The following is a 13,371-nucleotide window of genomic DNA, read 5'->3' as shown; positions in this document are numbered from 1 at the left end:
GACTACCGGCCCCCGGCGCCCGACCCGGCCCTCACACCCCGTGGTAGAGGTTCTGCGTCGGCTCCACGCCCCTGGTGATCACCGACTCCACCACATCCGCGGCCCGGTCCACCAGGAACTCCAGCTCCTTGCGCTCCGCCGCGCCGAAATCCGACAGTACGTAGTCCGCCGGGTCCTGCCGCCCCGGAGGCCGGCCGACGCCGAACCGCACCCGGACGTACTCCTTCGTGCCCAGCGACTTCGACATCGAGCGCAGGCCGTTGTGCCCGCCCTCGCCACCGCCGCACTTCACCCGCACCTGCCCGTACCCGATGTCCAACTCGTCGTGCACCGCGACCACCCGGCCCGGCGGCACCTTGTGGAACTGGGCCAGCCCGGTCACCGGCCCGCCGGAGAGGTTCATGTACGTCAGCGGCTTGACCAGCACCAGCTTCGGCCCGCCGAGCCCGAGCCGCCCCTCGGCGACCTCCGCCACCGCCCGCTTGTGCCGGCCGAACCTCGCGCCGAGCCGGCCCGCCAGCAGGTCGGCCACCATGAAGCCGACGTTGTGCCGGTTGCCGGCGTACTCCCGACCCGGGTTGCCCAGGCCGACCACCAGCCACGGCCCCGTCTCGTCCGTCACGCCCCGTCCCTCCCGCTGCTCGCCGTCACCCGCCCGCCCGGACACCGATACGCCGACAGGCGCCCCCGACCGCGCGGGGACGCCTGTCGCAACGATGCGAACCGATCAGGCCTCGGTCTTCGCCTCGGCGTTCTCCTCGCCCTCCGCGGCCGGAGCCTCGGCGGTCTCCTCGCCGACGCCGGCCTCGGCCTCCTCGGTGGCCTCCTCGACCTCGGGGAGGGTCGCCTCGAGCTGCTCGGCGGTCGGCGCGGCGGTCACCGAAGCGACGGTCTGCTCCGAGTCGGCGGCCAGCTCGACGCCGGCCGGCAGCTCCACGTCGCCGGCGGTGACCTGGGTGCCGGCCTCCAGGCCCTCGATCGAGGCCTCCAGGTGGTCCGGCACCTTGGTGGCGTCGGCGGTGACCGACAGGGTGTCGTGGTCGTGCACGATCAGGGTGTCCCGCGCGGCCTCGCCGGTCAGCTGCACCGGGACCTCGACGGTGACCTTCTCGCCCCGGCGGACCAGCAGCAGGTCCACGTGCTCGAAGGTGTCCTTGATCGGGTCGCGCTGGATCGCCTTCGGCAGCGCCAGCACCTGGGTGCCGTCGCTGACCTCGATCGCGAAGAGCTGGTTGGCGCCGCCCTTGCGGATCGCGGCGGCGAACTCACGCGAAGGCAGCGCGATGTGCTTGGGCTTCTCGCCGTGGCCGTACAGCACGGCGGGCACCTTGCCGGCCCGGCGGGTACGACGGGCACCACCCTTGCCGAACTCGGTGCGGGGCTCGGCGCTGATCTTTACCTCGGACACGGGAGAACTCCTGATGCTTTCGCTGCGGCGGCTTGTCGTCTGGCGGTGCTGGGGCGAGGGGCTCGCTGGGGCTCATGCGTCGAGAACGACTGCCCGGAGCACCGCGTCGATGACGGTGCCTCCGTGCGGCGCTTCTCAGCGGCCCGCCGGGCACCCTCGCCGTGGCAACCGCACCAGTCTACCCGAGGTGATTCCGCGCGTTCCGGCAGTCCCCTTATCACCGTTCCCGCAGGCCCGCAGGGCGATTTCGGCCTGCCCCGGCGGCACCCGCCGCCGGGAGCCGCGCGACGCCGCCGTAGGGCGACCGCCCGGCCGCCGGGCCGGCCCGCCGCCGACCGGCCTTTCCGCCCGTGACCGGTCGATGCAGCGTCGCCGCCACGGCGGTCGACGCCGGACCGGGGCGGCGGTACCCGCCCGGCCCGGCGTCAGACGGTCAGCTCAGGCCGCCGAAGAGGGTCGTCACGGAGCCGTCGTCGAAGACCTCGCGGATCGCCCGCGCCAGCAGCGGCGCGATCGACAGCACGGTGATCTTGTCGAGCTGCTTCTCCGGCGGCAGCGGCAGCGTGTTGGTGACCAGGACCTCGCTGATCGGGGCGTTCTTCAGCCGCTCGGTCGCCGGGTCGGAGAGCAGCGCGTGCGTCGAGGCCACGATCACGTCGGCCGCGCCGGACTCCCGGAGGATGTCCGCCGCCCCGCAGATCGTGCCGCCCGTGTCGATCATGTCGTCGACGATCAGGCAGACCCGGCCCTCGACCTCGCCGACCACCCGGTTCGCCACCACCTGGTTCGGCTTCAGCGGGTCCCGGGTCTTGTGGATGAACGCCAGCGGGCAGCCGCCCAGCCGGTCGGTCCACCGCTCGGCCACCCGTACCCGGCCCGAGTCCGGCGCGACCACCGTCATCGGGCGGCCGGCGTACTTGTGCTGGACGTACTCGGCGAGGATGTCCATCGCGAAGAGGTGGTCGACGGGGCCGTCGAAGAAGCCCTGGATCTGCGCGGTGTGCAGGTCGACGGTGAGGATCCGGTTCGCCCCGGCCGTCTTCAGCAGGTCCGCCACCAGCCGGGCCGAGATCGGCTCCCGGCCGCGGTGCTTCTTGTCCTGCCGGGCGTACGGGTAGAAGGGCAGTACCACGGTGATGCGCTTGGCCGAACCGCGCTTCAGCGCGTCGATCATGATGAGGGTCTCCATGACCCACGTGTTGACCCCGTGCGTGACGGACTGCACCACGAAGGCGTCCGAACCGCGTACCGAGTCCTTGAACCGTACGAAGATCTCGCCGTTGGCGAACTCGTACGCGTCGGCCGGCGTCGGCGCGACGCCGAGCACCTCACCGATCTCCTTGGCCAACTCCGGAAAGCCACGTCCGGAAAAAAGCATCAGGCTCTTGCGGTTTTCGGCGACGATGCTGCCCATGGGCCCGTCTGCTCCCGTTGGTCGGTGGTACCCGGCGGTGGTGGTGGGCCGGGGACTATTCGGTTGCAGTATCCCCCGCGCCCGGGGCCGACCTGACCGGCTCGGCATCCCCGTGGATTGCCTCACCTTCACTTGCCCCGGATCCCGGCGCCGACGCACCCTCATCCGCTGCCTGGGCCCGCGCGGCCGCCTCGGCGGAGACCGTGCCCGCCCGCTTGCGGGCCACCCAGCCGTCGATGTTGCGCTGCGGCGCCCGGGTCACCCCGAGCGCGCCCGCCGGCACGTCCTGCGCGATCGCGCTGCCCGCCGCCACGTACGCCCCCGCACCCACCTCGACGGGCGCGATGAGGCTGGTGTCGCAGCCGACGAACGCGCCCTCGCCGACCGTGGTGCGGTGCTTGTTCACCCCGTCGTAGTTCACGAAGATCGTCGCCGCGCCGATGTTGGCCTTCGCGCCGATCGTCGCGTCCCCCACGTACGACAGGTGCGGCACCTTCGCGCCCGCACCCACCTCCGAGTTCTTCACCTCGACGAACGTGCCGACCTTGGCCTTCTCGGCGAGCCGGGCGTCCGGCCGCAGGTACGCGTACGGCCCGACGCTGGCGCCCGCACCGACCTCCGCGCCCACCGCGTGGCTGCGCAGCACCGTGGCGCCCGGGCCGACGACGGTGTCGATCAGCGTCACGTCCGGCCCGACCACCGCGCCCGTGCCGACCACCGTGCCGCCGCGCAGCTGGGTGTTCTGGTCGACCACCGCGTCCCGGTCGAGAGCGACCGTCACGTCGATCCAGGTGGTGTCCGGGTCGAGCAGGCTGACCCCGGTACGCATCCACGCCTCGTTGACCCGGTCGCGCAGCAGCCGGCGCAGGGCGGCCAGCTCGACCCGGTCGTTGCAGCCCAGCGTCTCCACGTGGTCCGCCGCCACGTGCACCGCCACCGGCTCGCCGGCCGAGCCCAGCAGGGCGAAGACGTCGGTCAGGTACTCCTCGCCCTGGTCGTTGTCGGTCGACAGCTTGCCCAGCGCGTCGCGCAGCCGGGCGGCGTCGAACGCGTAGATGCCGGCGTTGATCTCCCGGATCGCCCGCTGCGCGGGGGTCGCGTCGCGCTCCTCGACGATCTGCTCCAGCCGCCCGTCGGTGTCGCGCACGATCCGGCCCAGGCCGGTCGGGTCGGGCACCTCGGCGGCGAGCACGGTCGCCGCAGCGCGTGTCTCCTCGTGCGCCGCCACCAGCGCGGCCACCGTTTCCGGGCGGAGCAGCGGCACGTCACCGTTGATCACGACCACGGTGCCGGTGGCGTCCGGCGCGGCGTCCAGCGCGATCCGGACGGCGTGCCCGGTGCCGAGCTGCTCGGCCTGGAGCACCGGGGTGGCCTCGGGGGCGATCTCCGCGAGGTGCGCGCGGACCTGGTCTGCGCCGTGCCCCACCACGACCACCGTGCGGTCCGCGGCCAGCGGAGCGGCGGCGGCGAGCACGTGGCCGACGAGAGTACGGCCGAGCAGCGGGTGCAGCACCTTGGGCAGCGCCGACTTCATCCGCTTGCCCTCACCGGCGGCGAGCACGACAACGGTGCGGAGGTGGGGCTGGGACACGACACGGGCTCCCGTCGGGACGGCGAACAGTCTCGCGGCCATGCTAACCAGACATCGTCCGCGACGAACGGAAGCTCCCGGGAGAGGACTCGAACCCCTACAATCAGGACCAAAACCTGACGTCCTGCCATTAGACGACCCGGGACGGTCTAAAACGGGCAAAGGAACAGCTTGCCAGCCCCCTACACCTTAGCGCCCCTCGCCCGTGACGCCATCGCCCATTCCCTTCATGATCCCCTCGACCTTCCAGTAGAGGCGGCTCGATCGCGGGACGTAAACCGTGAGGCAGCCCCGATAGTCCGCCCCGACGTTCTGCCGTTTCGTCGCCGGCCGGTGCCGCTTCAGTGACGAACGCTGAAACTCCGCCGCCGGCACCCCGACCAGACCGGCCCACCATCGCACCGCCTCCGCCTCGTCCGCGCTTTCGTGGATGCTGACCCGGAACCGAAGCGTGGTCCGGGCAACTCCGAGCGCCTCGACGAACCGGAGGAACAACAGCACCAGCGTCGGATCGCTGTTGATGAACTTGAGCCGACAGTCGTTCGGACGCCAGGGTTTCGCCTTGCCCCCCTCGCACCAGTAGATTGCCGCTCCCACCAGGACCAGCTCCCGATATCGCAGGCGCTTGACCCAGGCGGCGACCTTCGCGACCGTCTCCGCCCGTGCTGCGTCGCGGGCAGCACGATATTCACCCCACTGGGCGTCCGTCATCGCCTTCGAGTGCGCTCGTCGGCGCGCCCGAACCTCCTCGGAGTCGCGATCTATCGGCAGGTGCCGCACCCACTGATAGGCGGTGGAGCGGGCCACACCGACCCGTTTCGCGATCTCCGGGACGGTGCAGCCTCGGCGCCGCAGGCGAAGCGCCTCCTCATGCAGATGCGGGGTCGGTCCACGGTATTTCCGAACCGACGGCGGGTGTGGTTGATCAGGTATCGGATCGTTCATGAGCAGCACTTTAGAACAGACGTACGACAGTGTCAGATATTCATGCCTGACGCTGTCCCATGCGCCTCGCCAGCGCCTAAGTTACGGTGACGTAGGCGTAACTTCGTGATCACTCCGTCCCTCTGCGAGGTGCCCATGTCCGCTACGTCCCTCGACCCCGCCGCCGGACCGAAGCCCCTCACCCAGGGCACCCAGTCCCGAGGCATTCTCATCGCCCTATGGGCGTTCGTGGTGATCCCCTTCCTGGCCCTCGTCGCCGCCGTACCGGTCGCCTGGGGTGGCTGGCTGAGCTGGACCGACGTGGCCGTCGCCGGGTTCTGGTACGTGCTCTCCGGGCTGGGCATCACGGTCGGCTACCACCGGTACTTCACACACGGGTCGTTCAAGGCGAAGCGCTGGCTGCGGATCGCGCTGGCGGTGTCCGGCTCGCTGGCCGTGCAGGGCGAGATCATCCAGTGGGTGGCCGACCACCGGCGCCACCACGCCTTCTCCGACCTGGAGGGCGACCCTCACTCGCCGTGGCGGTTCGGGGAGAGCCTCCGCGGCCTGACGAAGGGCCTGTTCCACGCGCACGTCGGCTGGCTCTTCGGCCGGGAGCTGTCCAACCGGAAGCGGTTCGCCCCGGACCTGCTCGCCGACCGGGACATCACCAGAGTGGACCGGCTGTTCCCGCTGTTGGTGGTGGTCTCGGTGCTCGGTCCCGCGCTGATGGGCGGCCTGGTCACCTGGTCGTGGCGGGGAGCGCTGTCCGCGCTCTTCTGGGCCGGCCTGGTGCGCATCGCGCTCCTGCACCACGTGACCTGGTCCATCAACTCCGTCTGTCACGTCTACGGAGAGCGGCCGTTCGCGATGCGCCAGGGCGACCGCGCGTCGAACTTCTGGCCGCTGGCGATCGTGTCGTTCGGCGAGAGCTGGCACAACCTGCACCACGCCGACCCGACCAGCGCCCGGCACGGCGTACTGCGCGGCCAGGTGGACATCTCGGCCCGGGTGATCTGGCTGTTCGAGAGGGTCGGCGCGGCGTGGGACGTGCGCTGGCCGAAGCCCGAGCGCATCGCGGCCAAGCTCGTCGCACCGGCCACCGGCCGGTAGAGCGGTCGATGGGCGCGGAGGTCGCCTGGCAGGATGGCCGGGTGACAGAGCGCCGGCGGAATGACGAGAACATGGCGGATGTCCCTGGCAACGACGGCACGACCGGCCGGCGGCGGGCGATTCCCGCCGCGGCCCCCAAACCCCCCTCACGCGTACGCATGTCGGCGGCCCAGCGCCGGGAGCAGCTGATCTCGACCGCCCGGCAGATCTTCGCCGAGCGCGGCTTCGACGCCACCTCCATCGAGGAGGTGGCGGCCCGCGCGAAGGTCTCCAAGCCGGTGGTCTACGAGCACTTCGGCGGCAAGGAGGGGCTCTACGCGGTGGTGGTGGACCGGGAGGTACGCGCCCTGCTGGACCGGATCACCACGGCCCTGACCGCCGGGCACCCCCGCGAGTTGCTGGAGCAGGCGGCGCTGGCCCTGTTGACGTACATCGAGGAGGAGACCAGCGGCTTCCGGGTGCTGGTGCGGGAGTCGCCGGTGCTGTCGGCGGCGGGCAACTTCAGCAGCGTCATGAACGACGTCGCGCACCAGGTGGAGCACATCCTGGGCGCCGAGTTCTCCAGCCGGGGCTACGACCCGAAGCTGGCCGAGCTCTACTCGCAGGCGCTGGTGGGGATGGTGGCGCTGACCGGCCGCTGGTGGCTGGAGGTGCGCAAGCCGCGCAAGGAGACGGTGGCGGCGCACCTGGTCAACCTGGCCTGGAGCGGGCTGTCGCACCTGGAGGCCAAGCCGGGCCTGATCACGGTGCGGGGTCGCTGACCCCGACGTCGGTCAGCGGCCGTGGGCCTCGGAGACCGGGTGGTGCCGCAGCCGCCGTTCCTCCTCGGCGTGCTCGTCGGTGCCGACCTTGTCGTACAGGCCGGTGCCGAGCAGGAGCAGGCCGAAGAGCATCGACACGATGACCGTGGACATCGAGAAGTTGAGGAAGTTGGCCTCGGTCTGGAGCACGGACATCATGAGGACGCTGGTGACCAGGAAGACGACCCCGGCGGTCAGGTTCATGTAGTGGCCGAGGTTGCCGCGCCGGGACGCGCCGACGATGAGCACGATCCCGAATGCGACGGAGGCCAGCGAGAAGGCCAGGTTGGTGCGGAGCCCGAGGGCCCAGTTGTCGCCCCGGTCGAAGAGCGGGTCGCCGGCCGTCAGGGCGACGCCCCAGACCCCGAAGACCAGGATGTAGAGCCCCACCAGGCCGGCGAGGACCCGGTAGACCGGCCGCGCCGGATGGTTCACGGGAAAGTGCGGCATGACCCCTCCACCAGTCAGGACATTCGCCCCGATTGTCCCAAAGGAGGAGGTCACCCGTCCGCCAAACCGCCCGACAAAGGCGGAAACCACAAAGGTCCCACCCCACCGGGCAGCAACGGCCGGACGGGAGCGGGACCACGACAGGTTTTCGCCGGAGCCCGACCCGCGCAGGGATCAAGCCTGACCGCCCGGAGCGGGTCGGGCTCCGGCGAAAACCCCACAACCACTCAGAGCACGAGCCGGGCCTTCTGCCAGGCCTCCTGCTCCTCGTCCGTGCCGACCTTGCCGTACATGCCGACCATCAGCAGGACCAGGCTGACCACCATCAGCGCGATGACGGTGAAGATGCTGAAGTTGAAGATGTTGGCCTCGGTCTGGATGAAGGCGAGACCGGCGAGGCTGATCACCATGATGGCGTACGCCAGCCACTGGTTGATCATGACGTCGATGTTGCGGCCGATCGCGGTACCGGCCAGCACCACGGCCCCCAGCAGGACGCTGAGCAGCGAGAAACCGAGGTTCGTGCCCTGACCGAGGACCTGGGTGTCATCCTGGGCGAGGGCCTCGTTGCCGGCGCTCGCGATGATGCCGAGCACGCCGAAGGCCACCAGGTACAGACCGGTCAGCCCGCCGATCGCCCGGTAGACCGGCCGCGCGGGGTGGTTGACGGGGGTGTGGGCCATGTCTGAGTCTCCAACGCCGTTCGGGTGAGGGGTCGCCGACGATTGTCCCGCACCCCGAGGTGTGACGCCGCACACGGGGGCCTCCGGTGTGCGGCGCCGCGACCAGGCGGGCGACTCAGGTCGCCGGGATCTCCTCGGCCAGGGCCAGCCAGGACTCCTCGGTCCGCTCCCGCTCGGCCCGCAGTTCCTTGAGCTGGGCGTCGAGCTCGGCGACCTTCGCGTAGTCGGTGGCGTGCGTGGCGAGCTGGTCGAGCAGCGTCGCCTCCTTCTGCTCCAGCTTGCCGACCTGCCGTTCCAGCCGGGCCAGTTCCTTGCGGGCCTGCCGCGCCTCGGCGGCGGACATGCCGGTCGCGGCGGGGGTGTCGGCGCCGCCCCCGGGGGCCGTCTCCGGCATCGCGGGGCCGGGCTGGCCGGCGGCCCGGGCGAGGTACTCGTCGACGCCCCCGGGCAGGTGCACCAGCCGCCCGTCGCCGAACATCCCGTACGCGACCTCGGTGACCCGCTCGATGAGGTACCGGTCGTGGCTGGCCACGATGACGGTGCCGGGCCAGGAGTCGAGCAGGTCCTCCAGCGCGGCGAGGGTGTCGGTGTCCAGGTCGTTGGTGGGCTCGTCGAACAGCAGCACGTTCGGCTCCCCCGCCAGCAGGCGGAGCATCTGCAACCGGCGACGCTCGCCGCCGGAGAGGTCGCTGACGGGCGTCCAGAGCCGCCGGTCGTCGAAGCCGAAGACCTCGGCGAGTTGGGCGGCGGAGACCTCCCGGTCGCCGAGTTGCACCCGCCGGGCGACCTCCTCCACCGCTTCGAGCACCCGCAGGTGGCCGGGCAGTTCGGCCAGCTCCTGGGAGAGGAAGGCCGGCCGGACGGTCGAGCCGGTGGCGAAGCGCCCGCCGTCGGGGCGGGTGATGCCGGCCAGCATCCGCAGCAGGGTGGTCTTGCCGGCCCCGTTGCGGCCGAGGATGGCGATCCGGTCGCCGGGGCCGACCTGCCAGGTGGTGTCGCGCAGGATCTCCTTCGGGCCGGCGTGCAGGGTGACCTGCGCCAGGTCGTACACCTGCTTGCCGAGCCGGGCGGTGGCGAGCCGTTGCAGCGACATGGTGTCGCGCGCCGGCGGGACGTCGGCGATGAGGGCGTTGGCGGCGTCGATGCGGAACTGCGGCTTGGAGGTGCGGGCGGGCGGGCCGCGCCGCAGCCAGGCGATCTCCTTGCGGAGCAGGTTCTGCCGGCGGGCCTCGGTGGCCGCGGCGACCCGGTCCCGCTCGGCGCGGGCGAGGGTCCAGGCGGCGAAGCCGCCCTCGTACGCCCGGACGGTCTGGTCGGCGACCTCCCAGGTGGTGGTGCAGACGGCGTCGAGGAACCACCGGTCGTGGGTGACCACGACGAGCGCGCCCTTGCGGCCGACGAGGTACTTCGCCAGCCAGTCGACGCCGCCGACGTCGAGGTGGTTGGTGGGCTCGTCGAGGATGAGCAGGTCGGACTCGCGGACCAGCAGCGCGGCCAGCGCGACCCGCCGCCGCTCGCCGCCGGACATCGGGCCGACGGGCTGGTCGAGGCCGAGGTGGGGCATGCCGAGGCCGTCGAGGATGGCCCGCACGCCGGCGTCGCCGGCCCACTCGTGCTCGGCGCCCATGCTCTCGCCGAGCCAGGCGGTGCCGAGCACCACGTCCCGGACGGTGGCCTCGGGGGCGAGCTGGAGGCTCTGCGGCAGCCAGGCGACCCGCAGGTCGCGGCGGTGGGTGACCCGCCCGTCGTCCGGTTCCTCGATGCGGGTGAGCAGCCGCAGCAGGGTGGACTTGCCGGCGCCGTTGAGGCCGACCACGCCGATCCGGTCGGCGTCGTCCAGGCCGAGGGACACGTCGGTGAGCAGCGGCCCGGCGGCGCCGTAGCCCTTGGAAACCCGGTCCAGGTTGACGATGTTGGCCACGACCTCACCTCCCATGATCAAGGCGTCCCGGTGCCGGGCCGGCACCTGGGACGCCTGAGTCTCCAGCGTACGCGGACCGCCCCGCCGCCCGCCGGGCGCGGGCTCCACCCGGCGCCCCCTGGACAGGCGGTACCCGGGGGCCGGAAGCGCGGGATCGGGGCGGGGTGGGCCGGTCAGGCGATGCGCGCGCCGGGCACCGGACCGTACGCGGTGCGCGCCTCGCGGCACACGTCGGCGGTGGCCAGCTCCGCGGCGATGCGCTCGGCGTCGGCGGCGTCCGCCGCGAGGAAGACGCAGGTCGGCCCCGAGCCGGAGACGATGCCGGCCAGCGCGCCGGCCGCCTCGCCGGCCTTCAGCGTCTCCGCCAGCGACGGGCGCATGGCCAGGGCGGCGTCCTGGAGGTCGTTGCCGAGGGCCGCGGCGAGCACCCGCGGGTCCCGCTGGCGCAGCGCGGCGAAGAGCGCGTCGGTGCTGCCCAGCGGCTCACCGGCGGTGCCGGCCTCGCGCAGCCGGTCCAGTTCCCGGTAGGCGACCGGGGTGGAGAGGCCGCTGTCGGCCACGGCCACCACCCAGTGCCAGGTGGTGGGGCGGGCCAGCACGGGGCTGACCGACTCGCCCCGGCCGGTGCCGAGCGCGGTGCCGCCGTGGATCAGGAACGGCACGTCGGAGCCGAGGTCGGCGGCGATCCGGGCCAGCTCGTCGCGGGACAGCCCGGTCCCCCAGAGCGTGTCGCAGGCGACCAGCGCCGCGGCCGCGTCGGCGCTGCCTCCGGCCAGCCCACCGGCCAGCGGGATCTGCTTGCGCAGGTGCAGCCGGGCGTGCGGCGGCACCCCCGCGTAGCCGGCGAGGGCGCGGGCCGCCCGGATGGCCAGGTTGGTGTCGTCCAGGGCCAGCTCGCCGGCGCCCTCACCCTCCATGGTGAGGGTGAGCGTGTCGCCCCGGCGGGCGGTCAGCTCGTCGTGGATGGAGATGGCGTGGTAGACGGTGTTCAGCTCGTGGTAGCCGTCGGGGCGCAGCGGTCCCACCCCGAGGTGCAGGTTGACCTTGGCGGGCACCCGGACCCGCACCGGTCCGCTGGCTCCGCGCCGCCGCTGCTCGTCCTCGTCGTCCGGTCCCCAGGCCTCGGTCACGGGCGTCAGCCTACTGCGCGGCGGGTGGGGCGGCCGGGGCCGACGCGGCGATGGCGGCGAACTGCTCGACGGTGAGCGACTCCCCGCGCGCGCCGGGGTCGACGCCGGCGGCGGTGAGCGCGTCGGCCGCCCGGTCCGCGCCGCCGGCCCAGCCGGCCAACGCGGCGCGCAGGGTCTTGCGGCGCTGCGCGAAGGCCGCGTCCACCACGGCGAAGACCCGTTTCCGGGGTACGTCGGCGCGGGGCGGCTCGCGGCGGGTGAAGGCGACCAGCCCGGAGTCGACGTTCGGCACCGGCCAGAAGACATTCGGCGGGACCTTCCCGGCGGCGCGGGACGAGGCGTACCAGGCGAGCTTGACCGACGGCACGCCGTACACCTTGGAGCCGGGGCCGGCGACGAGCCGGTCGGCGACCTCCTTCTGCACCATCACCAGCCCGTGCCGCAGGCTGGGCAGCTCGGCGAGCAGGTGCAGCACCACCGGCACGGCCACGTTGTAGGGCAGGTTCGCCACCAGCGCGGTGGGCGCGGGTTCGGCCAACTCGGTGGCGCGGACCCGCAGCGCGTCGGCGTGGTGCACGGTGAGCCGCGCGGCGTCGGGCCCGGCGTGCCGGGCGGCGGTGTCGGGCAGCGCGCCGGCCAGCGTCGCGTCGAGTTCCACGGCGTGCACGTGCGCGGCGGCCGGGAGCAGGGCGAGGGTGAGGGAGCCGAGGCCGGGGCCGACCTCCAGCGCCACGTCGTCCGGGGCCAGCCCGGCGGCAGTGACGATGCGCCGGACGGTGTTCGGGTCGTGCACGAAGTTCTGGCCGAGCCTCTTGGTGGGGGTGACGCCCAGCCGGGCGGCCAGTTCCCGGATCTCCGCCGGGCCGAGGAGACCGGTCACGCCCCGTAGCCTATGCGGGCGGCGTGGGGGGCGCGCGGGCCAGGGGCCCTCCTGCTCACCACGGGCCGAAGACGCGGTCGCCGGTGGCGGAGACGGCGGCGCAGAGCTCGTCCAGGTCCGTGCCCGTCGTCTCAGCCAGCGACCGTACGGTCAGCGGGATCAGGTACGAGGCGTTCGGCCGGCCCCGGTGCGGCATGGGGGTCAGGTAGGGCGCGTCGGTCTCCACCAGGATCTGCTCGACCGGGGTCAGCGCGGCGGCCTCCCGCAGCGCGGCGGCGCTGCCGAAGGTGACCGTGCCGGCGAAGCTGAGCAGGAAGCCCCGGCGGACGCACTCGCGGGCGAAGTCGGCGTCGCCGGAGAAGCAGTGCAGCACCACGGTGTCCGGCGCGCCCTCGTCGTCGAGGATCCGCAGCACGTCGGCGTGCGCGTCCCGGTCGTGCACGACCAGGGCCTTGCCGTACCGCTTGGCGATGGCGATGTGCGCCCGGAAGCTCTCCTCCTGGACGGCGCGTCCCTCCTCGCCGGTGCGGAAGAAGTCCATCCCCGTCTCGCCGATCCCCCGTACCCGGTCCCGGGCGGCGAGCGCCTCGATCTCGCGCAGCGCCTCGTCCAGGTCGGGCAGGCGGGGGGCCTCGTTCGGGTGCAGCGCCACCGTGGCCAGCACGGCCGGGTGGCTGTCGGCGACGTCGGCCCCCCAGCGGGAGGAGGCGACGTCCACCCCGACCTGCACCAGCCGGTCGACGCCCACCGAGGCGGCGACGGCCACGGCCACGGCGACCGGGTCCTCGACGGGCACGACGCCCGGGTCCCCGTCCGCCTGCGGCTGCGGGGGCACGCCGGCCTCGCTGACGGTGATGTCGAGGTGGGTGTGGCTGTCCAGCACGGGGCGGGGCAGCGGCTCGGGCACGGGCGGGAACTCCCCGGCCCGGCGGGCGGCGCGCTGCTTGCGGGTTTCGGTGGGCTCGCTCATCGCGGCCAGCATCACACACCGCCGGTGGCCCGTGTCGTGGGGACGCCACCGCCTGTTCACCGGGACGGCACATCCCGCGCCTAGCGT

Annotated in this window: 13 protein-coding genes and 1 tRNA gene; 2 read left to right on the top strand and 12 right to left on the bottom strand. The window is 72.8% G+C overall.

All coding sequences use genetic code 11. The annotated features are described in order from the left end of the window. Nucleotides 1-31 precede the first annotated feature (31 nt). From pth to ABZ573_RS03670, 6 genes are all read right to left on the bottom strand, one after another. Nucleotides 32-622: an aminoacyl-tRNA hydrolase gene (gene pth / locus ABZ573_RS03695; RefSeq protein WP_151453459.1), complete on the bottom strand. Its 591-nt coding sequence runs from the start codon at nucleotides 620-622 to the stop codon at nucleotides 32-34. Nucleotides 623-727: 105 nt separating this feature from the next. Continuing rightward, nucleotides 728-1,408, bottom strand: coding sequence for a 50S ribosomal protein L25/general stress protein Ctc (locus ABZ573_RS03690; RefSeq protein WP_358115343.1), 681 nt, complete (start codon nucleotides 1,406-1,408; stop codon nucleotides 728-730). 433 nt (nucleotides 1,409-1,841) lie between these two features. Beyond that, a complete protein-coding gene (locus tag ABZ573_RS03685) occupies nucleotides 1,842-2,822 on the bottom strand; it encodes a ribose-phosphate diphosphokinase (RefSeq protein ID WP_151453461.1) in 981 nt (326 codons plus the stop codon). A gap of 55 nt (nucleotides 2,823-2,877) precedes the next feature. Continuing rightward, complete coding sequence (glmU, locus tag ABZ573_RS03680; RefSeq protein WP_358115340.1) at nucleotides 2,878-4,455, bottom strand: bifunctional UDP-N-acetylglucosamine diphosphorylase/glucosamine-1-phosphate N-acetyltransferase GlmU; 1,578 nt, start codon at nucleotides 4,453-4,455, stop codon at nucleotides 2,878-2,880. A gap of 32 nt (nucleotides 4,456-4,487) precedes the next feature. Beyond that, nucleotides 4,488-4,558: transfer RNA gene (locus ABZ573_RS03675), tRNA-Gln, on the bottom strand. A gap of 44 nt (nucleotides 4,559-4,602) precedes the next feature. Beyond that, nucleotides 4,603-5,358: a helix-turn-helix domain-containing protein gene (locus ABZ573_RS03670; protein WP_225852029.1), complete on the bottom strand. Its 756-nt coding sequence runs from the start codon at nucleotides 5,356-5,358 to the stop codon at nucleotides 4,603-4,605. A 135-nt stretch (nucleotides 5,359-5,493) separates the two neighbouring features. Here ABZ573_RS03670 and ABZ573_RS03665 point away from each other — a divergent pair, with 135 nt between their 5' ends. Both ABZ573_RS03665 and ABZ573_RS03660 read left to right on the top strand, forming a co-directional pair. After that, nucleotides 5,494-6,450, top strand: coding sequence for an acyl-CoA desaturase (locus ABZ573_RS03665; protein WP_358115336.1), 957 nt, complete (start codon nucleotides 5,494-5,496; stop codon nucleotides 6,448-6,450). A 71-nt stretch (nucleotides 6,451-6,521) separates the two neighbouring features. Next, nucleotides 6,522-7,211 carry a TetR/AcrR family transcriptional regulator gene (locus ABZ573_RS03660; protein ID WP_151453464.1) on the top strand — a complete coding sequence of 230 codons (690 nt, stop codon included), beginning with the start codon at nucleotides 6,522-6,524 and terminating at the stop codon, nucleotides 7,209-7,211. Between the two features lie 12 nt (nucleotides 7,212-7,223). Here ABZ573_RS03660 and ABZ573_RS03655 read toward each other — a convergent pair whose 3' ends face one another. The 6 genes from ABZ573_RS03655 to ABZ573_RS03630 form a co-directional block, all read right to left on the bottom strand. After that, nucleotides 7,224-7,700: a DUF4383 domain-containing protein gene (locus ABZ573_RS03655; protein ID WP_151453465.1), complete on the bottom strand. Its 477-nt coding sequence runs from the start codon at nucleotides 7,698-7,700 to the stop codon at nucleotides 7,224-7,226. Nucleotides 7,701-7,927: 227 nt separating this feature from the next. Further along, complete coding sequence (locus ABZ573_RS03650) at nucleotides 7,928-8,383, bottom strand: DUF4383 domain-containing protein (RefSeq protein ID WP_151453466.1); 456 nt, start codon at nucleotides 8,381-8,383, stop codon at nucleotides 7,928-7,930. A 115-nt stretch (nucleotides 8,384-8,498) separates the two neighbouring features. Continuing rightward, nucleotides 8,499-10,304 (bottom strand): ABC-F family ATP-binding cassette domain-containing protein, encoded by a 1,806-nt coding sequence (locus tag ABZ573_RS03645; RefSeq protein WP_151453467.1) that lies wholly within the window; start codon nucleotides 10,302-10,304, stop codon nucleotides 8,499-8,501. Between the two features lie 173 nt (nucleotides 10,305-10,477). Further along, nucleotides 10,478-11,434, bottom strand: a complete 957-nt coding sequence (locus ABZ573_RS03640; RefSeq protein WP_327030439.1) for a 4-(cytidine 5'-diphospho)-2-C-methyl-D-erythritol kinase — start codon at nucleotides 11,432-11,434, stop codon at nucleotides 10,478-10,480. Between the two features lie 10 nt (nucleotides 11,435-11,444). Then, entirely contained in the window at nucleotides 11,445-12,314 is an 870-nt protein-coding gene (gene rsmA, locus ABZ573_RS03635; protein ID WP_358115332.1) for a 16S rRNA (adenine(1518)-N(6)/adenine(1519)-N(6))-dimethyltransferase RsmA, read from the bottom strand. Between the two features lie 55 nt (nucleotides 12,315-12,369). After that, nucleotides 12,370-13,296, bottom strand: a complete 927-nt coding sequence (locus tag ABZ573_RS03630; protein ID WP_358115329.1) for a TatD family hydrolase — start codon at nucleotides 13,294-13,296, stop codon at nucleotides 12,370-12,372. Between the last annotated feature and the right edge of the window lie 75 nt (nucleotides 13,297-13,371).

The organism is Micromonospora sp. NPDC007220, from assembly GCF_040634035.1.
Lineage (GTDB): Bacteria > Actinomycetota > Actinomycetes > Mycobacteriales > Micromonosporaceae > Micromonospora > Micromonospora reichwaldensis.
Note: the sequence above shows the minus strand (reverse complement) of the source record. Positions and strands in the feature narration are given on the sequence as shown.